The organism is Ideonella sp. B508-1 (assembly GCF_000333615.1).
Classification (GTDB): domain Bacteria; phylum Pseudomonadota; class Gammaproteobacteria; order Burkholderiales; family Burkholderiaceae_C; genus Ideonella.
Genome location: NZ_BADL01000317.1, coordinates 1 through 23,364 on the forward strand (window position 1 = coordinate 1; position 23,364 = coordinate 23,364).

Here is a 23,364-nt window from a genome sequence, read left to right on the forward strand (position 1 = left end):
TGCAGCGCCAGCGGCGCTGCTGTCAACAGAGCGGCGCTGGATCGGCTGGGAGCGCAAGCGCGGCAAGCTCGAGCAGCTGATCGCCGCCCTGGCCACCGGCCACAGCAGTGCGTTTCTGGACCTCGGCCTGGACTCACGCTTGGCCAGCGGCATCCGCCACCTGCTCACGCTCGATGCCGACACGGCGCTGCCCCCGGGCCGACTGCGGGAACTGGTGGGTGTGGCGGCCCATCCGCACAACCAGCCCCAGCTGGACGCGCAGGGCCGCGGCGTGCAGCGCGGCTACGCCATCCTGCAGCCCCGGATCGTCACACCGCTGCCGACCGCGCAGGAGTTGACAGGCTTTCACCGGATCTTCTCGGGGCAGTGCGGCATCGACCCCTACAGCGCCGCCAGCTCCGAGGTCTACCAGGACCTGTTCGGCGAAGGCAGCTTCAGCGGCAAAGGGCTGCTGCAGGTGCAGGCCGTTCACCAGATCCTGGACAGCCGCCTGCCCGAGGACCTGGTGCTCAGCCACGACCTGCTGGAGGGGGCGCTGACTCGCTGCGCGGCGGTGACGGACCTGATGCTGATCGAGGCGGCCCCTTCTCACGCCGATGTGGCCGCGGCCCGGGCGCACCGCTGGACGCGGGGCGACTGGCAGCTGCTGCCCCTGCTGCTGCAGCCTCGGCGCTTCCCGCTGCGCGCCATCAACCGCTGGAAGCTCTTCGACAACCTGCGGCGCTCCCTGGTGGCGCCGGCCTCGCTGCTGCTGCTGGGGCTGACCCTGGGCGGCTGGCTGCTCTCCCCCTGGGTGGCCCTGACCCTGGTGTTCGTGGCCTTCACCGCCGGCCCGCTGGTGGGGGCCCTGGCGGGCTGCCTGCCCGGGCGCGGCGGGCTGGCGCTGCGCCGCTTCTACCGCCTGGCCGCGGCCGACCTGGCGCGCGCCGTGCTGGGCGGGCTGTGGCACCTGGCCCAACTGGCCGAGCAGGCGGCGCTGAACTGCGATGCCATCGGGCGCGCCCTCTACCGGATGACCGTCAGCCACCGCCACCTGCTGCAGTGGACCACCGCGGCCAGCGCCCAGGCCGGTGCCCACACCGGCCTGGGCGCGCTGTGGCGCCAGCACTGGCGCACGCCCCTGCTGGCCCTGGCGCTGGGCGGGCTGGCCTGGGCCGGCGGGGCGCCCCACCTGGGCCTGGCCCTGGGGCTGTGCCTGCTCTGGGCCGCGTCACCACTGTGGACCTGGTGGGGCAGCCTGCCCATGGCCGCACGGCGGGCCGCGGCCCTGTCGGCGCCCGCACAGGCTTACCTGCATGGGGTGGCGCGCGACACCTGGCGCTACTTCGAGCGCTGCGTCGGCCCCCAGGACCGGCACCTGCCGCCCGACAACCTGCAGGTGATGCCGGTGGACCAGCTGGCGCACCGCAGCTCGCCGACCAACATCGGCCTGTACCTGCTGAGCACCGCCTGTGCCCGCCAGTTCGGCTGGATCGGCACCAGCGAGCTGATCGACCGGCTGCAGGCCACACTGGCCACCCTGCAGACCCTGGAGCGCCACCGCGGGCATTTCCTGAATTGGTACGACACCCAGAGCGGCCAGCCCCTGATACCGCGCTATGTGTCCAGCGTCGACAGCGGCAACCTGTGCGGTCACCTGCTGGCCGTGGCCGAGGCCTGCCGCGCCCTGGCCGAGGACCCGCTGGCCCCCCAGGCCCTGCAGGACGCACTGGCACGCGGGCGGCAGCGGCTGCGCCCCCTGCTGACCCACCGCCATGGGCTGGATGCGGCGCAGCGTGCCGCCCTGCAGCTGGGCCTGGTGGACCTGCGCGCCACGCGGCGCTCGATGGCGCGGGACGCCGACGCAGATGCCACTGTCGCCCACCAGACCCTGCTGGCGCTGGCCCGCGACCTGGAGCAGCTGGCGCTGCAAGCCGACTTCGGTTTTCTCTACCACCGCAAGCGTCATCTGCTGCACCTGGGCTTCCGGGTGGCCGAGCAGCAGCTGGACGCAGGGCTCTATGACCTGCTGGCCTCGGAGTCGCGCCTGAGCAGCCTGCTGGCCGTCGCAGGGGGTGGCGCACCGGTGCGCCACTGGGTCGCGCTGGGACGGCCGTTCTTCGCCCAGGGCACACGGGCGGGGCTGCGCTCCTGGTCGGGGTCGATGTTCGAGTACCTGATGCCCAGCCTGATGCTGATCGAGCCACCGGGCAGTGCGCTGCGCGAGGCCTGCGAGGTCGCGCTGACCGAGCAGCGACGCTTCACCCGGGCGCGGGGCCTGCCATGGGGCATCTCCGAGTCGGCCCACGCCGGCCGCGACCTCAGCCTGGCCTACCAGTACGCCCCGCAGGGCGTGCCCTGGCTGGCGCTGCGCCGCACGCCGCCTGGCGAGTTGGTGGTCGCCCCCTATGCGACGGCCCTGGCCGCCCAAATCGCACCGGTGGCCGCCTGGCAGAACTTCCTGGCCCTGGAAGGCCGGGGCGCGCGCGGCGCCTGCGGCTTCTTCGAGGCCCTGGACTTCACGCCGGCACGCCAGACGCTGGGCCAGAGCATGACGCCGGTGGCCACCTTCATGGCCCACCACCAGGGCATGAGCATCGTTGCCCTGGCCAATGCGCTGCTGGGGGGCGTGGCCCAGCGCTGGGGCATGGCCCATGTGCGCATCGAGGCGGTCAGCTCACTGCTGCACGAACGCGCGCCGCGCGAGATCTCGAATCTGCGGGTCTCGCCCACACCGGCTTCGGCGCTGCCGCCGAGCCATCTGCCCGCCATGATGCACGAGGTCTCACCCGGCCTGGCCGCGGTGGAGCCCAGCCATCTGCTGTCCAATGGCCGCTACCGGGTGGCCCTGCGTGCCAATGGTGCCGGCTGGAGCCGCTGGGGCGATCTGGACCTGACCCGCTGGCGCGACGACGCGCTGCGCGATGCCTACGGCAGCTTCTTCTACCTGCGCCGTGGCCCCGACCGGCCGCTGGCATCGCTGACCCAGCACCCGGCACCGGATGCGGCGGCCGAGTACCACAGCGTCTGGCACGCCGACCGCGTCTGCCTGAGCGCACGCTGGCCCGACCTGCACAGCGAGATCACGGTCTGGGTCAGCCCCGAGGACGACATCGAGTTTCGCCAGATCGAGCTGCGCAACCTGAGCGCGCAGGCACTGGAGTTGACGCTGGTGTCGGCCTTCGAGCCCACCCTGACCTCCGCCCGCGCCGACGAGGCCCATCCGGCCTTCAGCCAGCTGTTCCTGCGGGCCCAGGGGCAGCCCGCGCAGCAGGCCCTCGTGTTCGAACGGCGGCCTCGCCTGGACACCGAGACCGGGCTGCTGGCCGCGCACTTCCTGGCCCACAGCGAGCCGCCCGTGCGCGAGCTGCTGGCGCAGACCGACCGCCAGCGCTGGCTGGGCCGCAACCGGGCGCGGCACCAGCCGCAGGGCGAGCTGGACACCCTGCGGCCCGGCGAGCTCGACACTGGGCGGGATCCCGTCTGCGTCCTGGCAGCGCGCCTGCGCATCGCGCCGCACGGCAAGGCGGTGCTGACCTTTGCGACAGCCGCGGCCGACCAGGCCTCCACGCTGGGCGCGGTGATCGACAAGTACCGCGAGCCCAGCCACATCGAACGTGCGGCCCTGATGTCGGCCACGCTGGCCAGCATCCGGCTGACCGCCCTGGGCATCAGCCCGGATCACTTCACCGCCACGCAAAGGCTGAGCACCGCACTGTTGCTGAGCCTGGCCCGGCCGCGCCCCGGCGAGGGCGAGCGTCGCGACGGGAGCCCCCCCAGCCTGCCGGCGCCCTCGCCGGACTGGGACCGGCGCGTGCTGTGGCGGCTGGGCCTGTCGGGCGAGCGGGCCATCGTGCTGGTGAACATCGGCATCCCCTCGGGCATGAACCTGCTGCGTGCGCTGGCCCAGTCCCTGCGCCTGTGGGCCTGGGCCGGGGTGGGCTGTGATCTGGTGATCGTCAACGACCAGCCGACCTCCTACCTGACGGAGCTGCACCATGCCCTGGCCGCACTGCAGGAACGCCACCAGGCCGACATGGGCGTGTCGACAGGGCCGGAGGGCACCGGCATTCACCTGCTGCGCGCCGACACCCTGCTGCAGGCCGAGCTGACGACGCTGCAGCACCTGGCGCGCCTGCACTTCCACGCCGACGGCCGGCCCCTGCTGCAGCATGTCCAGGCCTGGATGGCCGGGCATGAACAGGCCCGCGAACGACGCCAGGCCACAGCCTGCACCGTGCTGGCCACGCGGGTCATGGCGGCCCGCCGCGCACCCGAGGGCCGGTTTGCCGCCGAGGGGACGGAGTTTCACTTCGACGTGGGCCCGGGCTGCCGGCCGCAGCGCCCCTGGATCAACGTGCTGGCCAATCCGGGCTTCGGGGCCATGGTCTCGGAGGCCGGCGGCGGCAACAGCTGGGCCCTCAACAGCCAGCTCAACCAGCTCACCGCCTGGTCCAACGACCCGGTGGCCGACCCGCCCAGCGAGTGGTGGCTGCTGCAGGACCTGCACAGCCGCGAGGTCTGGAGCGTCGCGCCCTCGGCCTGGGGCGCGCCCGAGGCCAGCTACCAGATCCGCCACGGACAGGGTTACACCCACATCGCGCATCGCCACGGCGACCTGAGCATCACGGCCTGCTGGTGCGTGGATGCCACGGTGGCCGTCAAGCAGGTGGTCATCCGCGTGCACAACCTGGGCTCGCGCACGCGGCTGCTGCGCCTGGTGGGCATGGTCGAGTGGCTGCTCGGCGCCCGCCGCCAGGACCGGGCCAGCGTGGACAGTGCGCTGCACAGCCAGCGCCTGCCGCAGAACGCCCGCCTCACGGCCCTGCTGGCCACCCAGCGGGAACTGGGGACAGGCCTGGGCCCGGGCACCGCCTTTCTGGCCCTGGCCGGGGGCACGCCGAGCGATCTGCCCGAGTGGAGCGCCGACCGGCGGGAGTTCTTCGATGCGCGGGGGCGCCTGGTGCTGCCCGATCATTTCGGCCGGCGGCAGGGCCCGGGCCTGGACCCGTGCGCGGCGCTGGCGGACTCGCTGAGCCTGGCGCCCGGCGCCTCCACATGCCGCGTCTTCCTGCTCGGCCATGCCGCCAACCCCGACGCGGCCCGACAGCTGGCACTGCGCGCCGCGGTGGTGGACGCGGACACCCGCCTGGCACAGGTGCGGGCCCGCTGGGCCGCGCTGCTGAGCGCCACCACGGTGAGCACGCCCGACCCGCTGTTCGATGCCCTGGTCAACCGCTGGCTGCTCTACCAGAGCATCTCCAGCCGGCTGTGGGCCAAGGCGGGCTTCTACCAGGCCGGCGGCGCCACCGGCTTTCGGGACCAGCTGCAGGACACCCTGGCCCTGGCCTGGACCGCGCCGACCTTGCTGCGTGAGCAGATCCTGCGTTGCGCCTCGCGCCAGTTCCCGGAGGGCGATGTGCAGCACTGGTGGCACGAGCCGGGCGGCGCTGGCGTGCGCACGCACTTTTCCGACGATCTGCTGTGGCTGCCCCATGCCTGCAGCCACTACCTGGACCGCTGCGGCGATGCCGGTCTGCTCGATGAGTCGGTTCCCTTCATCGAGGGCCCGGCCATTGCCGAGGGGGCCGACGATGCCTATGGTGTGCCGGAAACCAGCGCCCTGTCGGCCAGCGTCTACGAGCATGCGGCCAGGGCCATCGACCACAGCCTGCGCGTGGGGGCCCACGGCCTGCCGCTGATGGGCGGCGGCGACTGGAACGACGGCATGAACCGGGTGGGCCACCGGGGCCGGGGGGAGTCGGTCTGGTTGGGCTGGTTCCTCTGCTGCGTGGTGGCCGACTTCGTGCCGCTGGCGCGTGCACGTGGCGACCTGGAACGGGTGGCCCGCTGGGAGCAGGCGGCGCAGGGCTGGACCGCGGCCCTGCAGGGGCCGGCCTGGGACAGCCAGTGGTTCCGGCGGGCCTTCTTCGACGACGGGCAGGTGCTGGGCTCGGCCTGCAATGCCGAGGCCCGCATCGACCTGATCGCGCAGGCCTGGGCCGTGTTGTCCGGCGCGGCACCGCTGGCGCGACAGCAGCAGGCCATGGCCGCGGTGGAGGCTGCTCTGGTGGATCCGGAGGCGGGTCTGATCCGGCTGCTGACCCCACCCCTGGCGCAGGCCGAACCCAGCGCCGGCTACATCCAGGCCTACCCCCCCGGGGTGCGGGAGAACGGCGGCCAGTACACGCATGCCGGGGTCTGGGCCCTGATGGCACAGGCCCGTCTGGCACGGCAGACACCGGGGTCGACCGAGACCACAGCGCGGGTCTACCGCGACTTCTGTCTGCTGAGTCCGGCCCACCGCAGCCAGCACCCGCAGCAGGGCCCGGTCTATGGGCTGGAGCCCTATGCGGTGGCTGGCGACGTCTGCAGTGCACCGCCCTGGGTGGGACGGGGCGGCTGGAGCTGGTACACCGGTGCCGCGGCCTGGTTGCACCGTGCCGCCGTCGAGTCGATCTTCGGCCTGCACCTGCAGGCGCAGGTGCTGCACTTCTCACCCTGCCTGCCGGCGCACTGGTCCCGCGCCGAGCTGATCTTGCGGCGCGGGGACCGCCGCATGCGCTTCATCTGCCTGCGCGGCACGCCGCAGCAGTTGCAGGCGGCGCTGGATGAGGAAGGGGCACAGTGGCTGCGCCCCGACCAGGTCCTGGAGTGGATCCACCTGGGTCCGGAGAGCTGCTTCGTGATTCCCCTGCCGGATCAGCGGGGCGCGATGGCCGACGCATCCCTCGAGACGACGATCTCGACGCGGCGGTTGAGCTGACGGCCCTGCGCACTGTCGTCGCTGGCCACCGGATGGCCTTCGCCATAGCCCCGGGCCACCACACGCTCGCCACCGATGCCCTGGGCCAGCAGCGCGTCGCGCACGGCCTCGGCTCGCCGGCGCGAGAGGCGCAGGTTGGCCACCTCGCTGCCCACGTTGTCGGTGAAGCCCTCGACCAGCGCCTGGCGCTCCGGATGGCGCCTCATGAAGTCCGCCAGCTTTCCGACGCCCCGCAGGCCCTCGGGCTTGATGGCCGCCTGGTTGGTGTCGAACAGCAGATCGCCGATGGTGATCACCAGCCCGCGCTCGGTCTGCCGGGCGTTCATGTCGCGAAGCTGGGTCTCCAGCTCGGCATTGCGGGCCTGGCTGTCGCTGGCCTGCAGGCGGGCCGCCTGGGCATCGGCGCGGGAGGCATCGGCCTCCCGGGTGCGGGCGCCCAGCCGCTGCTGGTCCCGCTGGGCGTTGGCCGTGGTGACCACCTGTTCGGCGGCCCGCTGCCGGGCCACCGCCTGGGCCAGCGCCGTCTGCTGCTTGGCCAGATAGGCCAGGTGGGTGACCTGGGCCGGCTCATCCCGTCGGGTGGCGGCCTCGTTGGCCAGGGTCAGGGCCGTGCCGGCCTGGCTGAGCTCGGCGGCGGCGTACTGGCGCGTCTGCGGCGCATCCTGCGCGACGCGATAGTCGCTGCGCGCCTGTTCGAGCATGGGGTTGCCGGGTGGCACGCTGCTGCAAGCGGACAGGGCGGCAATGGCGGCCGAGGCGATCAGCCCCGGGGCGGAGAGACGGAAGCGAGGGAAGTGGGTCATGGCCATCCTTGGGAGTTACGGGGTCTTGCGGTTCATCTCGTCGCGCAGCGCGCGGCTGTCCTCGCCCAGCACGGCGGCGGCCTTCTCGGCCTTGTCGGCCTCGGTCTTGGCCTCGGCCAGGCGCGCATCGGCCCGTGCTTCCTGCGCCAGCAGGAGGGCGGATTCGTGGTGGCCGCTGCGCAGGGCCGCACGGGCCCGGACCATCTTGTCGCTGGCCAAGGTCATCTCGGCGGGCGCCCCTGCCGTGGCGCCAGCGCCCAGGGCGTGGTTGAGCGCCGCCTCCGAGACCGCCATGTCCGCGGTGGGTGCCGGAATCTGTGCGCAGGCGACCATCAGCAGCGCGCTGATGACCATCAGGCCTGCTGCGCGTGGCCGTGGGAGTGCAGTGTGTGTCCTCATCGTGGATCTCCTGGTTGGTTCCAGCACACAGCCTGTGCCGATCACCCAGGCGGGTCGGTGCGTTGGCGCACCGACGCTGTGCAGTCCCAGGGCCAGCATCCATTCATCCACCACACTGCACACAGGGATCGACATGAACATGACGTGGATGCAAGGCCGCGAGAGCCAGATGGAGGGCAACGCGCGAGCGCAGACTCCGCGGAACGATCACGAGCCCTGCTTCGCGCCAGACCTCGGATCGCGGCGTCCTGTCCAGAGCGATGCGTCGTCCTGGACTGGATCAGGTGATGATCCTGGGCCCACCGCCTCGGAGATCGCCGCCGAAGACTGGGATCTTCTGTTCCGCGCTGCGCTGGCCCTGCTGGTGCGCGTGGTCATCGAGAGGCCCGAACCCGCCCACCCGCACCCGGGCCGGCAACTGCAGGCGCCGGGCACCGTGCTGCGAGAGTGCCTGGCAGCGCTGGACCAGTTGCGCCGCGAGCGCCCGAGCGACCCTCTGCGCCAGCGGCCTTGTCCCCCGGGTGCCGCCGGGGCCTGAGCTGCCATGCACCCCTCGCAGACGGTCGCCCGCGTCGCCACCTTGGTGGCCTTGGGAATGAGCCTGCTCATCGGGGGCTGCACCTCGCTGCTGCCCAGTGCGCGGATCGAGGTCGTCTCGGACTGGGACAGCTACGACGACGCCGTGGCCTCCCTGTCTGAAATAGCGCCCTACGCAACCACCCGGCAAGGCGTGCATGCCCATGGCCTGGATCCAGGCCGAAGCTCGGCCATCACCATCCTGCACTTTGCAGACCTGCTCCAGCGATTCGCCGCCGCCACGCTGGTCAAGCCCGAGGACGTCGACCCGGGCATCCGCGACTGCCTGCAGGCCGGCCAGCGTTGCAGCGGCTATGCCATCGCGGTGGAGAAGCTGCATCGGCATCGCGTGGGCAGCTTCTGGCTCGACTCGCTGAACTTCCGACGCGAGACCGTGACCACCGGCTGGCGGGTGGATGTTCTGCTGGTGTTCGTGGACGACGTCCTGGTCTACAAGCTGGTGGGCGGGCGACCGACCATCGACGAGGTGGAACTGCGGCGCAACCCTCTGGGCCCACTGCAGGCCTGGGGCGAACAACCGCTGGGATCCATCAGATAGAGGGTGCGCTGGCACACCGACACCCGAACACGCCGCGGGCGGCATGACCGCCCATCACACAGGAGTCGACATGAACTGGCAACAGATTCAGGGGCAATGCAGGCATGTCATCGGTCAGATGCGGGCGCGGTGGTTCCAGTGGACCGGGGTCCCTCCCCAAGAACAGCCCAAGGACTGGCCTGCTCCCCACCCCGACACGCTCGAGACCGAACAGGGCCAGTTCCAGGAGGCACCCGAGAGCACCTTGTTGCGGTCCGAGGGTGTGGCGCCAGAGAGCCTCGATCCGGATTCCGGAGGATTGCCGGCATCCGCAGAACGCCCGCCGGGCCCGCCTGCGCCGGTCGTCAATGACACGCTGGATTCCGAGGCGTCTCGCACCGCCCCGTCAGAGGATGATGGGTCTGCGATGAGGCCGGAGGCCTTCTTCCATCTGCCTTCGGGCACCGTGCGCTTCTGGGTTCCGGTCGACCGAGGGTTCGTCGGCGCGAGCATCCACGGTGTGGACTTGCACTATCGCTACTGCAGCCAAGAGACGACCGACCAGCCACTGGCCACCTATCTGGCCCATGCAGGCGAGATCGAGGCTGCCGTGCGACGCCGGCTGGATGCGGGTGCGCTTGAGCCGGTGATTCTGAGGGGGCCGGACTTGCAGCCCATGCCCTCGCCCTGAGCGACACGGGGCGGGATCAGACCCCCCAGACGATCGTCTCTCCAGCGGCGTGAGCACGCCGCATCATCTCCACGAGCGGCCAGGCGCGCTGTCGCAGAGAAACCGCCTCGCCCTCCTCTTCGGACCGCTGCGCATCGTCGCTCGCGCGGCCCGATGGCTGCAGCAACTTCTCACGCGCAAGCGCAGCCTCAATGGCCTGGATCGCCCCCAGCATGGATTCCGGGGGAATGACGCCCTGATCGGCCGGCTCTCGGCCCATCGCACTCAACACCTTGTCACCATCGGGGCGAAGCATCAGCACGTCCCCTGCCGCCTTGGATTGGAACCGGTAAGTCATGGATATCAACTCCGTACAGGTTGAATGGCCAGGAGGGTGCGGTGCCCATGACCCGCAGGCTTGGGCCCCCTGTCAGGGAAACTTAAGCCCGTTGCGGACTTGACGTCAAGCCGCGGCCTGCAGCCATGCTCAGGAGGGGCGTTGGGCGAGGTAGCGTCGCATCAATGGCCGCGCCGTCAGGCCATGCACCACGATGGATGTCGCGACCGTCCACAGCGTCAAGGAGACGAGCGTGTCGGCCACTCTGCCGTCCAGACCATGATGCAGTGCAAAGGCCAGGTAGTAGACGGAACCGATCCCGCGGATGCCGAACCACGAGATCATCGAACACTGCGCGCGCGTCAGCCGCTCGCCCAGGGTGGCGGGCAGCGCGGACATCGGCCTGAGCACGATCAGCACCAGGGGGACGAACCACCAGGCGGCCGCCAGTGGCTGCGCATAGGGCAGCATGGCGCCCACCAGCAGCACCAAGGTCAATTCGACCAACTTCTCCAGCTGCCCGTTGAACAGCTGCACCGAGTCGCGCATGGTCTCGCTGGCGTGGTGCGAGTGCGTCGCGCGGATCTCGTAGGAATGGCCTGTCGCCGCACTCGGGCGCCCCAGGGGCTCGCTGCCCACCGTGGGATGCTCGCGCACCCGTTGAAGCGCCAAGCCGCTGGCGAAGACCGCGAGAAACCCGGAGGCTTGAAGGAATTGGGCCAGCCCGTAGGACAGCGCAATCAGCCCAAGCCCGAGGAAGACATCCAACCCCAGGGCCTCGCCATGGCGAGCGCGCAGATAGACGACCAGTTGCCCCATCAACGCGCCGACGGCCAGACCGATGGCGACGCCGCCGCCCGTCGCCCATCCCAGGGTCAGAAGCCACCAATGCGACGGGCTGACCCCCTGGCCCTGAAGGCCGAGCAGACCCAGGCCCAGCATCGCGAATGGAAACGCCGCACCATCGTTGAGCCCGCCTTCGCCCCCCAGGCTGAACCCCACCCGATCCGGATGGCTTCCGGCTTCGGCTTGCACGCCGGAGGCCAGGACGGGGTCGGTTGGGGCGAGGATGGCGCCCAGGAGCACGGCGGCGCCGAGCGGCAGCCCGAGGCCCCAGACCCCGACCAGGGTGATCAGCCCGACCATGACCGCCATCGAGACGAAGGCCAGTCGCAGCGGCAGACGCCAGCGCCGGTCCCGAAGGGGCACCCCCAGTTGCAGTCCCACGGCGAACAAGGACACCAGCAGAGCGATTTCGCTGACAACTTCCAGCAGGGCCGCGTACCGCGTCGGATCGGGCGTCAGTACGTTCAAAGCCGCAGGCCCCAAGACCCATCCGAGCACCAGATACACCATCGCGCTGCTGAGCGGCAGCCGCCCCAGCCAGGTGCCCAGCAGCACCAGCGAGAGCAGAAGCACCCCGGCGAACAAACACCAGCCCGCGAACGACATGAGTTCCTTCCCATCAGGGTGGCGCCGGGCTCTGCGACCGGGAATGCGACAAACCGACAGAGCGGAACGCGCTACGCTTGAATGCAGTTGAGCATACGCCGAGGATGCATCCCGGTGCCACACGCAGCCGCATCGACTGCGCTCGTTCCTCACCCAAGGCGCCCCAGGCCCCGACCTCAGTCCCCTGCCTCGGGCCGCTCGCCCCGCCACTCGCTGCGCCGCTTCTGCTGCATGGCCTGTTTGCGGGCCTGGTGCGCGGCCTCCACCACCTCGGCGGCCTGGCGCCAGGCGGCAAAGCCTTCCGGGGTCTCCAGGGTCAGGCGGCCGATGATGCCGGTGCGGAAGTCGTTGATGACCAGCTCGGCGGCCTTGGCCAGGTTCACCCGGCCGCCGGCCTGCACCGCGCCACGCTGGCGGGCGATGGCCTCCAGCAGGGCCTCGGCCTTGAGCGCGGCGGTGCCGGCGGGCAGCTTGTAGCGGGCCTCGATCAGGCCGGGGTAGTCGGGCTGCAGGGTCTCCAGCAGCTCCAGCGCCACCTCTTCGTCGTCGTAGGCGTTGTGTCCCACCGAGCCGGCCGCGGCCAGGTGAAAGCCGCTCTTGGGCACGATGATCTTGGGCCAGAGCATGCCGGGCGTGTCGAAGAGGTAGGCGCCCTTGTCCAGGTTGATGCGCTGCTCGTTCTTGGTGATGCCGGCCTCGTCGCCCGTCTTGGTGGCCTTCTTGCCCACCAGGGTGTTGATCAGCGTGGACTTGCCCACATTGGGCACGCCGCAGATCAGGATGCGCAGCGGCTTGTCCATGCCGCCGCGGTGGGGCATCAGTTCCCGGCAGGCGGCGGCCAGGCGCTGCGCAGGCGCACGCTCGCTGGCATCCAGCGGGATGGCGCGGGTGTCCGGCTGGGCGTTGAAGTGCGCCAGCCACAGCGCGGTGCGCTCGGGGTCGGCCAGGTCCTGCTTGTTGAGCACCTTGAGCGCGGCCTTGCCGCGGGTCATCTCGGCCAGCAAGGGGTTGCTGCTGGAGCCCGGCAGGCGGGCATCCAGCAGTTCGATTACCACGTCGATGCCGGCCTTGAGCCGCTCGCCGATGGCCTTGCGGGTGGCATGCATGTGTCCGGGGAACCATTGCACGGTCATGGCTGACGCTCCTCACGCGCGGGGCCGTCCGGCGTGCCGTCGGCCCGCGCCATCGCATGGCGCAACTGGACCAAGGCGTCGCGCAAGCGCACCACCTCCTCCAGCGAGCAGCCTGTCGCTTCGCCCACGCAGGCCGGAATGCCCTTGGCCTGCTCGCCCAGTTGGCGGCCCTTGTCGGTCAGGTGGATGAGCACCTGGCGCTCATCCCGGGTGGCACGTTGGCGCTCCAGCACGCCCTGGGCGGCCAAGCGCTTGAGCAAGGGCGTCAGCGTGGCCGAGTCCAGAAACAGCCGTTCGCCGATCTGGGAGACGGTCAGCCCGTCCTGCTCCCACAGCACCAGCATCACCAGGTACTGCGGATAGGTCAGCTCCAGCGGCTTGAGCAGGCGCCGGTAGATCTTGTTGAGCCCGAGCATCGTCGAATACACGGCGAAGCACAGCTGGTCATCCAGCCTCGGCGGCACGGCCAGGGAGAAAGGCATGGTCGGAAAGTTTTTTGATCGCACACGATATTTTAGGGCGATTCGCGCCAATGCCCTTCTTGCCAAGTCGGAATTGAACCCTCCCTCGATCCACATCCGGACTGGACAAGCTTGTGGACAAGCCGTGGCCCGACTCTGCAAGTGACTGATTTAACGGGACTTCTGTCACATTGCCTTAAAAATTGGCAGCGCCGGATGGCCCCGGCCCACCACCGGTCCACACCCAGGCTGCACAAGCCTGTGGATAAGCCGGTGACGGACAACGCAAGCCCTTGTCAGCCCAGGCCCCTGGACGGAATGCCTCAAAAAAAGGCATTGCGCGGACCATCGCGCCCGGCGTCCCGTCGCACTTGTCAAGACTTGACAGCGGCCGGTGCGTGACGCCGGGACTCAGGGGGGCGCTTCCAGCCCCGGGGATGCGCGGCGCACATAAGCAGAGGCCGAAATCTTCGTTGGTCGAGGAAGGCCCCGCCCGCAAGATCGGACATCCGTTCCCTCTGGAGCCTGCCGCCATGTCCTCATCGTCCATGCGCTTGATCATCGTTCCGGGCCTGCATGGCAGCGAACCCCTGCATTGGCAAAGCTGGCTGGAGCAACGCCACCCCGGCGCCCAGCGCCTTTCCGTGCAGGACTGGCATGCACCGGTGCTGGACGAGTGGGCCGATGCACTGGACCGCACGATCCGCCAGGCACCGGGCAGCGACTGGCTGCTGGTGGCCCACAGCTTCGGTTGCCTGACGGCCGCGCGCTGGGCCAGCCGCCACGCCACGACACGGGTGCGCGCAGCGCTGCTGGTGGCCCCCGCCAACCCCGCGCGCTTCCAGATCGCCCCGGAGCGGCTGGCCGACAGGCTGCCCTTCCCCGCCACCGTGGTCACCAGCCGCAACGACCCCTGGTTCGACAGCGGCGAGGCCACCCAGTTGGCCCAACGCTGGGGCGCCAGCACCTGGGATGCCGGGCATGTGGGCCATGTGAACGTGGCCTCCGGGCATGGCCCCTGGCCGCTGGCAGAAGCACTGTTGGAGGCCCTGCAGACCACAGCAGCCCAAGCCCGGCGGCCGTGTCCGACGCCTCTGAGCCGACCCGTTTCATCCGCCTGGGTGGCCAGCGCATGAAGGCATTGACCACCTTGCGCGTGGTGGCACACGACGCCACCGCCGAAAGCCCCGCGCTGGATCTGGCCAGCGTGGTCAGCGGTCTGCGGGAAGCCCGCCAGCAATGGCGGCGTTCGCAGCCGCGTGAGCGGGAGCCGGGCGGCAGGGAACTGCCCTCCCCCGAAGCGGTGGCGGACATCGTGGCCGCCCTGCGCGCGGCCTTGTTTCCGATGCGCCTGGGCCCGCCCGACCTGAGGCAGGAAAGCGAAGACTATTTCGTGGGCCACGCGCTGGACAGTGCACTGCAGACCCTGCTGACCCAGACTCGGCTGGAGCTGCGCCATACCGCCCGGCAGCAGAAGGAAGATCCGGACCGCGCCGAGGCGCAGTCCCTGGACATCGTGTCCCGCTTTGCAGCCGCGCTGCCGGACATCCGCACGCTGCTGGACACCGACGTGCTGGCCGCCTACCGAGGCGACCCCGCAGCGCGCAGCGTCAACGAAGTCCTGCTGTGCTACCCCGGCGTGCAAGCCATGATTCACCCCCGGCTGGGCCATGGGCTGTACCGCCTGGGCGTTCCTTTGTTGGCACGCATGCTGGCGAAGCAGCCCCATGCCGAACACCGGCATTGAATTCCACCCCGGGCGCCCGGATCGGACCGGGCTTTTCATTTGACCACGGAACCGGCGTCGTGATCGGTGAAACCGCAGAAATCGGCGCCAATGTGCGTCTCTACCAGGCCGTCACCCTCGGAGCCAAACGCTTTGAGGTGGACGAGAACGGGCAACTCCACAAGGGCGCGCCCCGCCACCCCATCGTTGAGGACGGCGTCGTCATCTACGCGGGGGCCACGCTGCTGGGCCGCATCACCATCGGCCGCGACTCTGTCATCGGCGGCAACGTGTGGCTGACCCGCAGCGTCCCCCCCGGTAGCCAGGTGAGCCAGGCCCTGAACCTGCACGAGCCCGGCGCGCCTCCCGGCACACCGCCCTGATCCTCACCATTTCCACTCCCATCAACGCCATCATCTGGAGCGCCTGCGGGCGCCCAGGGAGCTTCATTTGCCATGAGTGACCCGAGCCTTCTTCCCCAACAGGCCCTGAGCGACAACGCTGCCCGACAGTTGGCCAACGCCGACAAGACGATCCCCATCCTCTCGACCATCACGCCACGCTGGCTGGTTCACCTGCTGCAGTGGCGACCTGTGGAGGCAGGCATCTACCGGCTCAACCGGGTCAAGAACCCCAGCGACGTGCGGGTGGCCTGTGCAGGGCGAGATGAGTCGCAGCTGCCACAGACCTTCGTCGACTACGACGACAAGCCGCGGGAGTACTTCCTGACCGCCGTGTCCACAGTGCTGGACGTGCACACCCGGGTGAGCGACCTCTACAGCAGCCCGCACGACCAGATCCAGGAACAGCTGCGGCTGACGATCGAGACCATCAAGGAGCGCCAGGAAAGCGAGCTGATCAACAACCCCGACTACGGTCTGCTGGCCAATGTGCAACCCGGCCAGGTGATCCGCCCCCGCACAGGCGCCCCGACGCCGGACGATCTGGATGAACTGCTGACCAAGGTCTGGAAGGAGCCAGGCTTCTTTCTGGCCCACCCATTGGCGATCGCCGCCTTCGGCCGCGAATGCACCCGCCGCGGTGTGCCCCCGCCGACCGTGAGCCTGTTCGGCTCGCAGTTCATCACTTGGCGCGGTGTGCCGCTGGTGCCGTCGGACAAGGTGCCCGTGGAGAACGGCAAGACCAAGATCCTGCTGCTGCGTGTGGGCGAAAAACGCCAGGGGGTGGTGGGGCTGTTCCAGCCCGGCCTGACCGGAGAACAGAGCCCGGGCCTGTCGGTGCGCTTCATGGGCATCAGCCGCAACGCCATCGCCTCTTATCTGATCTCGCTGTACTGCTCGCTGGTCGTGCAGAGCGCGGACGCACTGGCGGTGCTCGAGGATGTGGAGATCGGCAAGTACCATGCCTACGCTGACACCTACCAGTGAGCCCCAGGCCCACGCCGACGCACCGCTGGATGTGGCGGCACTGACACAACTGGCCAACCGGTTCTTCGCGGCCTTGCCGGGTGAAGGCAGTCCGCTGCCACCGGGGCTGGCTCCGTCACGCCCGTCAGCGCCCCCGGTGACCCCACCGGCCACCCCACTGGGTGCCCTGGGCATCCTTCCCTCGGTGGCCGGGCGGCCCGTTCAAGCCAGCCACGGGCTGCATCAGCCCACGGCGCCCCAACCGTCTGCCACACCGCAGTACTACTTTCTCTCGGAAACCGGTGGCGGCTTCCCGCCGGCCATCCGCACGCCTCTGCCGTCGCTCGCATCTCCCGGCTTCGACCTGCATGCGGTGCGGCGGGACTTCCCCATCCTGCAGGAGCGCGTCCAGGGGCGGCCGCTGGTGTGGTTCGACAACGCCGCCACCACGCAGAAGCCCCAGGCCGTCATCGATCGCCTGGCCTGGTTCTACCAGCACGAGAACTCCAACATCCATCGTGCAGCCCACGCCCTGGCGGCACGGGCCACGGACGCCTACGAGGACGCCCGGAACACCGTGCGACGCTTCATCGGTGCAGGCTCAGCCGAGGAGATCATCTTCGTGCGCGGCGCCACCGAGGGCATCAACCTGGTGGCCCGAACCTGGGGAGTCCAGCACATCGGCGCAGGCGACGAAATCATCGTCTCGCACCTGGAACACCATGCCAACATCGTGCCGTGGCAACAGCTGGCGCAGGAAAGGGGCGCCACGCTGAAGGTGATCCCGGTGGACGACGATGGCCAGGTTCAGCTCGATGCCTACCGCAGCCTGCTGGGCCCGCGCACCCGGCTGGTGGCCGTCACGCAGGTCTCCAACGCGCTGGGCACCGTGGTCCCCGTGCAGGAGATCGTGGCCCTGGCTCACCAAGCCGGTGCCGTCACCTTGGTCGATGCGGCGCAATCGGTCTCGCACCTGCGGGTCAACGTGGCCGCGCTGGACACCGACTTCCTGGTTTTCTCTGGCCACAAGGTCTTCGGCCCCACTGGCATCGGTGTCGTGTACGGCAAGCGTGCCCTGCTGGAGACCCTGCCGCCCTGGCAGGGCGGGGGCAACATGATTGCCGACGTGACCTTCGAGCGCACGATCTACCAGGGGCCACCCAACCGCTTCGAGGCCGGCACCGGCAACATCGCCGACGCCGTGGGCCTGGGAGAAGCCTTGCGCTATGTCGACCGCATCGGCATCGAGGCCATCGGCGCCTACGAACATGCCTTGCTGGCCTATGCCACCGAGCACCTGCGCGCCATCCCGGGCGTGCGGCTGATCGGCAGCGCCGCGGACAAGGCCAGCGTGCTGTCCTTCGTTCTGCAAGGCCACGACACGGCCGAGGTGGGCCAGGCCCTGAACCGGGAGGGCATCGCGGTGCGCACCGGTCACCACTGTGCGCAACCGATCCTGCGGCGCTTCGGTGTTGAGGCCACCGTGCGCCCCTCGCTGGCCTTCTACAACACCTGCGAAGAAGTGGACCGCTTCATCACGGTGGTGCAGCGTTTGGCCGCGACCCGCCATTGACGCTTTCGGCCCCGCCGCGTTTCATCAGGAGCGCGGTTTCACAGGTCCGGTCCGCCGGACCATTTTTTTTCGTGCCTGGAAGCACGATTTCATTCGTTCCGCGCAGTCAGGGGCCTTTTCAGAATCCAGGTTCCCTCTGGCAGTTTTCCAACGACAACATGCTCCATACACTGCGCTCCCACTGGCTCGCCGCCGCAACCGCCCTGCTGACCGCCGCCCTGCCTGCCTGGTCCCAGACCCAGGAGGTCACTTTCGCCTACCAGGACATGCTGGTGCCACTGCGCACCGTCATCGAGTCCGGTGAACTGGAGAAGACCACCGGCTACAAGATCACCTGGCGCCAGTTCGGCGGTGGCGGTGACGTGATCCGGGCCATGGCCTCGGGCGATGTGCAGATCGGCGAAGCCGGCTCCAGCCCGATCGCCGCCGCCGCCAGCCAGGGCCAGGACATCCGGTTGTTCTGGATTCTGGACGACATTGCCGATGCCGAGGCGCTGGTGGCCCGACAGGGCAGCGGCATCCACGGCTGGAAGGATCTGAAGGGCAAGAAGGTCGCCACGCCCTTTGTCTCCACCTCGCACTACCAGTTGCTGGCCGGGCTGAAGGAAGCCGGTGTCCCGGCCCGGGACGTGAACATCGTCAACCTGCGGCCACCTGAGATCGCGGCCGCCTGGGAGCGCGGCGACATCGATGCCGCTTTCATCTGGGACCCGGCCCTGGCCAAGGCCAAGGCCTCGGGCGGCCAGGTCATCGCCACCTCGGGCAGCCTGGGTCAGAAGGGCTACGCCACTTTCGATGGCCTGGTGGTCAATGCGCAGTGGGCCGCACAGCACGAAGCCTTCGTCGTCGCGCTGGTGAAGGCCGTGGCCGCCGCCGACGCCCGCTACCGGAAGGATGGCGCCCACTGGACGGCAGACACCCCGGAAGTCAAGGCGATTGCCAAGTGGAGCAAGGCCGACCCGAAGGATGTGCCGGCGGCCATCGCGCTGTACCGCTTCCCGACGGTGCAGGAACAGGTCTCGGCGCAATGGCTGGGCGGCAACGCCGCCAAGGCCCTGGCGCGCACCGCCGTCTTCCTGAAGGAGCAGGGCCGCGTGCAGGAGGTGAAGCCGGACTACGGCACCTTCGTCACGCCCGTCTATGCGCAAAAGGCGCTGGGCCGCTGAGCAGAATGACCACGCTCGACATCCGCCACCTGACGGTGCGGTACGCCAGCACCCAGGGTCCGGTGACAGCCCTGGCGGATGTGAATCTGCGACTGGCCGGCCACGAGTTCGTCGTCGCGCTGGGAGCCTCGGGCTGCGGCAAGACCACGCTGCTGAACTGCATCGCCGGCTTTCTGCCGCCCAGTGAAGGCGAGTTGCTGCTCGATGGACACCCCATCACCGGCCCCGGTGCCGAGCGCGGCGTGGTGTTCCAGAAGCACGCCCTGATGCCCTGGCTCAACACCCGTGACAACGTCGCGCTGGGCCTGCGCCTGCGCGGCGTGGACGCGGCCAGCCGGCGGGCCGCCGCGCAGGCCGAGCTGGCGCGGGTGGGGCTGGCAGAGGCCGGCGACCGTCCGGTCTGGGCCCTGTCGGGCGGACAGCAGCAGCGCGTGGGCATCGCCCGCGCCCTGGCCAGCGACCCCGCCATGCTCCTGATGGACGAACCCCTGGGCGCCCTGGATGCCTTCACGCGCGAACAGGTCCAGGAGACCTTGCTGCGGGTCTGGGCGCAGACCCGCAAGCTGGTCTTCTTCATCACCCACTCGGTCGAGGAAGCCCTCTTCCTGGCCACGCGGCTGCTGGTGATGACCCCCGGCCCGGGCCGCGTGCTGCACACCTTCGACAACCTGCCCTTTTCGCGCCGCTACCTGGCCGGTGAATCCGCCCGCCACCTCAAATCGGCACCGGAGTTCATCGCCCTGCGCGAAGAGGTGCTGGCGCGCATCCACCAGGCTCCGCGGCAGGAGGCCGCCGCCCATGTCTGAACCGACGATCGGCACGCTGGCCTCCCCGGCCTGGCCACCTGCCGAAGCCAGCGGCCCGGCCACCACCTCCACCACACCCACGACACCGCCCGCCCCACCCCGCATCAGCCGCTTCCGGGAGCCGGGCGAAGGCGCCAGCCTGTCCATCAGCCTGGCAACGGTGGCGGGCCTGCTGGGCCTGTGGTGGTGGGTCACGGCCATGGGCTGGATCCCACCCTTGTTCCTGCCCTCGCCCCAGGCCGTCTGGCAGCAACTGCACGACTACGCGCTGGGCCAGGCCAACGACCATTCGCTGTGGGCCCATCTGGGTGCCAGTCTGGGCCGCGTGCTGCTGGCCTTTGTGCTGGCCTGCCTGACGGCCATTCCCGTCGGCATCGCGATGGGCAGCTCGCGCTGGGCACGCGGCGTGCTGGATCCGCTGCTGGAGTTCTACCGGCCGCTGCCACCGCTGGCCTACCTGCCCCTCATCATCATCTGGTGCGGCATCAACGAGCTGCCCAAGGTGCTGCTGATCTACCTGAGCTGCTTCGCCCCACTGGCGCTGGCCGCCCGCTCGGGCATGCGCCAGGCCAGTCCGGAGCAGATCCAGGCCGCCGCCAGCCTGGGCGCGCGGCACTGGCAGTTGGTGCGACATGTGCTGCTGCCGGCGGCACTGCCGGAGATCCTGGTGGGCATGCGCATCGCCCTGGGCTTCGGCTGGACCACGCTGGTGGCCGCGGAGATGGTGGCCGCCAGCCTGGGCCTGGGCCAACTGGTGCTCAATGCCTCCAACTTCCTGCGCACCGACATCGTGGTGATGGGCATCCTGGTGATCGGCAGCGTGGCCTGTGCCATGGACCTGCTGATGCGCGCCCTGGAGCGGCGCCTGGCGCCGTGGAAGGGTCGGGGCTGAGCTCCGCGCGTCGAACCGGCCGTTCGGCCCCAATGCACACGCTTCGCACAAGCAGGCACGAAACCCTTCGTTGGCGCTCGACGGCCTGGATACAACACTGCGCGCTTGGCAGGAGTTTTGTCCATGGCATTTGACGATTCGCAAAGCAAGCTTCCCCTTCTTCCCACTCTTCCCCTAGAGACCGGCCGTCGCCGCGTGCTGCAGGCCGGCCTGGCGGGCTTGGCCAGCCTGGGCACCCCCGGGCTGCTGCGGGCCGCCGAGCCCGTCAAAGAGCTGCGGCTGGACTACGCCTACTACTCGCCCACCAGCCTGGTGCTGCGACGTTTTGGGTGGCTGGAAGAGGCCCTGCGGCCCGAGGGCATCTCGGTGAAGTGGGTGTTCAGTGCCGGCAGCAACCGGGCGCTGGAATACCTCAACGGCAACGCCATCGACATCGGCTCCAGCGCGGGCCTGGCGGCCGTGCTCGCCAAAGCCAATGGCAACCCCATCCGGACGCCGTACATCTTCTCGCGCCCGGAGTGGACGGCCCTGCTGGTGCGAAAGGACTCCCCCATCCAGAGCGTGGCCGACCTCAAGGGCAAGAAGGTGGCGGCCACCAAGGGCACGGACCCCTACCTCTTCCTCTTGCGTGCCCTGCAGGTGGCCAAGCTGCAGCGCAGCGACATCGAGCACGTCGCGCTGCAGCACGCCGACGGCCGGGCGGCGCTGGAACAAGGTCGCGTGGACGCCTGGGCCGGCCTGGACCCGCTGATGGCCGCCAGCGAACTGGATGCGGGCTCGCGCATCCTCTACCGCAACGTCGCCTTCAACACCTACGGCTTCCTGAACGTCCGGCAGGACTTCATCGTCCAGCAGCCACAGATCACTCGCCAGGTCATCGCGGCCTACGAACGGGCCCGCCTCTGGACGATCGGCCACATCAGCGAGGCCGCGCGCATCGTGTCCGAGGAGGCGAAGGTAAGCCTGCAGGTCGCGCTGCTGCAGCTCAAGCTGCGTACCGATCTGAGTCAGCCTCAGCCCGGCGCCGAGCATGTCAAGGCACTGCAGGCCGCCGCCCCCCTGCTGCTGCAGGAGCAGTTGGTCCGCCCTGGCACAGATGTCAACAGGGTCGTGACCGAACTGATCGACACGCAGTTTGCGCGGTCCCTGACCCACGGCCAGGGCTGACAGCAGAAGGACGTCCACATGAACAGCCAAGCCGGCTCACTTCAGCCCGCCCGGGCTCTTTCACGTTGGCGACCACGCCTGCCGCAACAGCTCCGGGCGATCCTGACGCGTGCCCAGGGCGTGCTGCTGCCCGCCCTGCTGCTGCTGGGCCTGGAAGCCGTGGTGCGCGCCGGCTGGGTGCCGGCCCATCTGCTGCCTCCGCCCACGGAGGTGCTGCGAACCCTGGTGGGCATGGGGCCACAGGGGCTCTGGTCCCATGTGCAGGCCAGCAGTGTCCGCGTGCTCCTGGGCTTTGCCCTCGGCGCCGGTGCCGCCGCCTTCGTGGGCGCCTGGGTAGGCCTGAGCGCCCGGGCACGTGCCCTGATCGACCCCTCGGTGCAGGCGCTGCGCGCCATCCCCTCGCTGGCCTGGGTGCCGCTGCTGCTGCTGTGGCTGGGCATTGACGAGGCCCCCAAGCTGACCTTGATCGCCATCGGCGCCTTTTTCCCGGTTTACATGGGCGTGGCCTCGGGCATTCGTGACGTGGATCGCAAGCTCGTGGAGGTGGGCGAGATGGCGGGCCTGGGTCGCCTGGACATGGTCCGGCGCGTGCTGCTGCCCGCGTCGATGCCGGCCGTGATGACCGGCCTGCGCAACGGTCTGAGCCTGGCCTGGATGTTCATGGTGGCGGCCGAGCTGATCGCCGCCACGCAAGGGCTGGGCTATCTGCTCACCGATGGGCGAGAGACCGGCCGGGCCGATCTGGTGCTGGCCGCCATCCTGCTGCTGGCGCTGCTGGGCAAGACCAGCGACAGCGCCATGGCCTGGCTGGAGCGACGCACCCTGCATTGGCGCGACACCTTCGACGCCTTGGAGTCGCGGCCATGAACGAGCCACTGCTCGACATCCATGTGCAGGGCAAGCGCTACGGCAACCGCCCCATTCTGGCCGACATCCACCTGCAGGTGGCCCAGGGCGAGACCCTGGCCCTGGTGGGTGCCAGCGGCTGCGGCAAGAGCAGCCTGCTGCGCATCGTCAGCGGGCTGGACCGGGACTACCGAGGCCAGGTGTTGCTGTCGGGACAGCCTGTACACGGCCCGACACCGGAGATCCGCTTCGTGTTCCAGGAGCCCCGACTGTTCCCCTGGCTGACGGTGGCGCAGAACGTCGCCTTTGACGCGGGCGGACCGGTGGCACGCCACCGCGCCCGCGTTGACGCGCTGCTCGATGAGGTCGGTCTCCATGGATGGGCGGGTTCGGCAAATCGGGCCCCATGAGGGGGCATGGGCTCGATTGTTCGGCAGCCGGCCCCCCGCCCATGGCGCAAGAAGCCCCCCAAACCCGGGGCAGTTCCGTTCTTCTTGGCGCCGCCAGCTGCCTACCATGGCAACCATCGCTCCCCACCTGTGGAGGATGAACCCATGGACCTGAAACTCAAGCCCTTCGATTTCAACCAGGCGGTGGCCAAGGCCGGCCTGGCGCCGGACGGCACCCCGCTGGCGCGCGCCCGCGCGACCCAGAAGGGGGACTTTCAGACCGCCATGGCCAGCGCGCTGCAACAGGTCAGCGATGCA

19 protein-coding genes and 1 pseudogene are annotated in these 23,364 nt (G+C 69.8%); 14 read left to right on the top strand and 6 right to left on the bottom strand.

What is annotated here, in order from left to right; all coding sequences use genetic code 11:
* On the top strand, nucleotides 1-6,745 hold a 6,745-nt coding region (locus I73_RS27865), incomplete at its 5' end, for a GH36-type glycosyl hydrolase domain-containing protein (protein ID WP_022981110.1).
* Here the strand turns inward: I73_RS27865 and I73_RS13605 are convergent.
* On the bottom strand, nucleotides 6,682-7,548 hold the full coding sequence (locus tag I73_RS13605) for an OmpA family protein (RefSeq protein WP_051049210.1): 867 nt from the start codon (nucleotides 7,546-7,548) through the stop codon (nucleotides 6,682-6,684). The genes I73_RS27865 and I73_RS13605 overlap by 64 nt on opposite strands.
* Before the next feature lie 15 nt (nucleotides 7,549-7,563).
* The gene (locus I73_RS13610) at nucleotides 7,564-7,947 is read right to left on the bottom strand and encodes a DUF4398 domain-containing protein (protein ID WP_022981112.1); all 384 of its coding nucleotides are present in this window, start codon (nucleotides 7,945-7,947) and stop codon (nucleotides 7,564-7,566) included.
* Nucleotides 7,948-8,080: 133 nt separating this feature from the next.
* Between I73_RS13610 and I73_RS27870 the strand changes: the two genes are divergently transcribed.
* The 3 genes from I73_RS27870 (at nucleotide 8,081) to I73_RS34010 (ending at nucleotide 9,752) form a co-directional block, all read left to right on the top strand.
* A complete protein-coding gene (locus I73_RS27870; RefSeq protein WP_148289796.1) occupies nucleotides 8,081-8,485 on the top strand; it encodes a hypothetical protein in 405 nt (134 codons plus the stop codon).
* Nucleotides 8,486-8,491: 6 nt separating this feature from the next.
* Nucleotides 8,492-9,082, top strand: coding sequence for a hypothetical protein (locus I73_RS13620; RefSeq protein WP_022981114.1), 591 nt, complete (start codon nucleotides 8,492-8,494; stop codon nucleotides 9,080-9,082).
* A 70-nt stretch (nucleotides 9,083-9,152) separates the two neighbouring features.
* Nucleotides 9,153-9,752, top strand: a complete 600-nt coding sequence (locus tag I73_RS34010; protein WP_022981115.1) for a hypothetical protein — start codon at nucleotides 9,153-9,155, stop codon at nucleotides 9,750-9,752.
* A gap of 16 nt (nucleotides 9,753-9,768) precedes the next feature.
* Here the strand turns inward: I73_RS34010 and I73_RS13630 are convergent, their stop codons facing one another.
* From I73_RS13630 to I73_RS27875, 4 genes are all read right to left on the bottom strand, one after another.
* Entirely contained in the window at nucleotides 9,769-10,089 is a 321-nt protein-coding gene (locus tag I73_RS13630) for a DUF1840 domain-containing protein (protein WP_022981116.1), read from the bottom strand.
* Nucleotides 10,090-10,218: 129 nt separating this feature from the next.
* Complete coding sequence (locus I73_RS13635) at nucleotides 10,219-11,520, bottom strand: sodium:proton antiporter (protein WP_022981117.1); 1,302 nt, start codon at nucleotides 11,518-11,520, stop codon at nucleotides 10,219-10,221.
* 176 nt (nucleotides 11,521-11,696) lie between these two features.
* Nucleotides 11,697-12,653, bottom strand: coding sequence for a ribosome biogenesis GTPase YlqF (ylqF, locus tag I73_RS13640; RefSeq protein WP_022981118.1), 957 nt, complete (start codon nucleotides 12,651-12,653; stop codon nucleotides 11,697-11,699).
* On the bottom strand, nucleotides 12,650-13,135 hold the full coding sequence (locus I73_RS27875) for a MarR family winged helix-turn-helix transcriptional regulator (RefSeq protein WP_022981119.1): 486 nt from the start codon (nucleotides 13,133-13,135) through the stop codon (nucleotides 12,650-12,652). Before I73_RS27875 ends, ylqF begins: the two co-directional genes overlap by 4 nt.
* A 512-nt stretch (nucleotides 13,136-13,647) precedes the next feature.
* Between I73_RS27875 and I73_RS31665 the strand changes: the two genes are divergently transcribed.
* The 10 genes and pseudogenes from I73_RS31665 to I73_RS27890 all read left to right on the top strand — a co-directional run bounded on the left by I73_RS31665 (nucleotide 13,648) and on the right by I73_RS27890 (nucleotide 23,067).
* Nucleotides 13,648-14,250, top strand: coding sequence for an alpha/beta hydrolase (locus I73_RS31665; RefSeq protein ID WP_022981120.1), 603 nt, complete (start codon nucleotides 13,648-13,650; stop codon nucleotides 14,248-14,250).
* Nucleotides 14,247-15,223, top strand: a pseudogene (epsC, locus tag I73_RS27885) (serine O-acetyltransferase EpsC). The gene I73_RS31665 and the pseudogene epsC overlap by 4 nt, the downstream one beginning before the upstream one ends.
* 72 nt (nucleotides 15,224-15,295) lie before the next feature.
* Entirely contained in the window at nucleotides 15,296-16,228 is a 933-nt protein-coding gene (locus tag I73_RS13660) for a family 2A encapsulin nanocompartment shell protein (protein WP_026096706.1), read from the top strand.
* Nucleotides 16,203-17,780: a family 2A encapsulin nanocompartment cargo protein cysteine desulfurase gene (locus I73_RS13665; RefSeq protein ID WP_022981122.1), complete on the top strand. Its 1,578-nt coding sequence runs from the start codon at nucleotides 16,203-16,205 to the stop codon at nucleotides 17,778-17,780. Before I73_RS13660 ends, I73_RS13665 begins: the two co-directional genes overlap by 26 nt.
* 158 nt (nucleotides 17,781-17,938) lie before the next feature.
* The gene (gene tauA, locus I73_RS13670; protein ID WP_022981123.1) at nucleotides 17,939-18,946 is read left to right on the top strand and encodes a taurine ABC transporter substrate-binding protein; all 1,008 of its coding nucleotides are present in this window, start codon (nucleotides 17,939-17,941) and stop codon (nucleotides 18,944-18,946) included.
* 5 nt (nucleotides 18,947-18,951) lie between these two features.
* A complete protein-coding gene (locus I73_RS13675; protein WP_022981124.1) occupies nucleotides 18,952-19,752 on the top strand; it encodes a taurine ABC transporter ATP-binding protein in 801 nt (266 codons plus the stop codon).
* A complete protein-coding gene (locus tag I73_RS13680; protein ID WP_022981125.1) occupies nucleotides 19,745-20,644 on the top strand; it encodes an ABC transporter permease subunit in 900 nt (299 codons plus the stop codon). Before I73_RS13675 ends, I73_RS13680 begins: the two co-directional genes overlap by 8 nt.
* A 123-nt stretch (nucleotides 20,645-20,767) precedes the next feature.
* Nucleotides 20,768-21,811, top strand: coding sequence for an aliphatic sulfonate ABC transporter substrate-binding protein (locus tag I73_RS13685; RefSeq protein ID WP_083876714.1), 1,044 nt, complete (start codon nucleotides 20,768-20,770; stop codon nucleotides 21,809-21,811).
* An 18-nt stretch (nucleotides 21,812-21,829) separates the two neighbouring features.
* Nucleotides 21,830-22,678 (top strand): ABC transporter permease, encoded by an 849-nt coding sequence (locus tag I73_RS13690; RefSeq protein ID WP_022981127.1) that lies wholly within the window; start codon nucleotides 21,830-21,832, stop codon nucleotides 22,676-22,678.
* Complete coding sequence (locus I73_RS27890) at nucleotides 22,675-23,067, top strand: ATP-binding cassette domain-containing protein (RefSeq protein ID WP_051049209.1); 393 nt, start codon at nucleotides 22,675-22,677, stop codon at nucleotides 23,065-23,067. The genes I73_RS13690 and I73_RS27890 overlap by 4 nt, the downstream gene beginning before the upstream one ends.
* Nucleotides 23,068-23,364: the final 297 nt, after the last annotated feature.

Bases quoted from the DNA above. Each gene is read 5' to 3' on its own strand.
- I73_RS31665 (WP_022981120.1), top strand. From the start codon at position 13,648: ATGTCCTCATCGTCCATGCGCTTGATCATCGTTCCGGGCCTGCATGGC.
- I73_RS13610 (WP_022981112.1), bottom strand. From the start codon at position 7,947: ATGAGGACACACACTGCACTCCCACGGCCACGCGCAGCAGGCCTGATG.
- I73_RS13605 (WP_051049210.1), bottom strand. From the start codon at position 7,548: ATGACCCACTTCCCTCGCTTCCGTCTCTCCGCCCCGGGGCTGATCGCC.
- I73_RS13620 (WP_022981114.1), top strand. From the start codon at position 8,492: ATGCACCCCTCGCAGACGGTCGCCCGCGTCGCCACCTTGGTGGCCTTG.
- I73_RS13685 (WP_083876714.1), top strand. From the start codon at position 20,768: ATGGCATTTGACGATTCGCAAAGCAAGCTTCCCCTTCTTCCCACTCTT.
- I73_RS13680 (WP_022981125.1), top strand. From the start codon at position 19,745: ATGTCTGAACCGACGATCGGCACGCTGGCCTCCCCGGCCTGGCCACCT.
- I73_RS27875 (WP_022981119.1), bottom strand. From the start codon at position 13,135: ATGCCTTTCTCCCTGGCCGTGCCGCCGAGGCTGGATGACCAGCTGTGC.
- I73_RS27890 (WP_051049209.1), top strand. From the start codon at position 22,675: ATGAACGAGCCACTGCTCGACATCCATGTGCAGGGCAAGCGCTACGGC.
- I73_RS13660 (WP_026096706.1), top strand. From the start codon at position 15,296: ATGAGTGACCCGAGCCTTCTTCCCCAACAGGCCCTGAGCGACAACGCT.
- I73_RS13675 (WP_022981124.1), top strand. From the start codon at position 18,952: ATGACCACGCTCGACATCCGCCACCTGACGGTGCGGTACGCCAGCACC.
- I73_RS13635 (WP_022981117.1), bottom strand. From the start codon at position 11,520: ATGTCGTTCGCGGGCTGGTGTTTGTTCGCCGGGGTGCTTCTGCTCTCG.
- tauA (WP_022981123.1), top strand. From the start codon at position 17,939: ATGCTCCATACACTGCGCTCCCACTGGCTCGCCGCCGCAACCGCCCTG.
- I73_RS13690 (WP_022981127.1), top strand. From the start codon at position 21,830: ATGAACAGCCAAGCCGGCTCACTTCAGCCCGCCCGGGCTCTTTCACGT.
- I73_RS13665 (WP_022981122.1), top strand. From the start codon at position 16,203: ATGCCTACGCTGACACCTACCAGTGAGCCCCAGGCCCACGCCGACGCA.
- I73_RS13630 (WP_022981116.1), bottom strand. From the start codon at position 10,089: ATGACTTACCGGTTCCAATCCAAGGCGGCAGGGGACGTGCTGATGCTT.
- I73_RS27870 (WP_148289796.1), top strand. From the start codon at position 8,081: ATGAACATGACGTGGATGCAAGGCCGCGAGAGCCAGATGGAGGGCAAC.
- ylqF (WP_022981118.1), bottom strand. From the start codon at position 12,653: ATGACCGTGCAATGGTTCCCCGGACACATGCATGCCACCCGCAAGGCC.
- I73_RS34010 (WP_022981115.1), top strand. From the start codon at position 9,153: ATGAACTGGCAACAGATTCAGGGGCAATGCAGGCATGTCATCGGTCAG.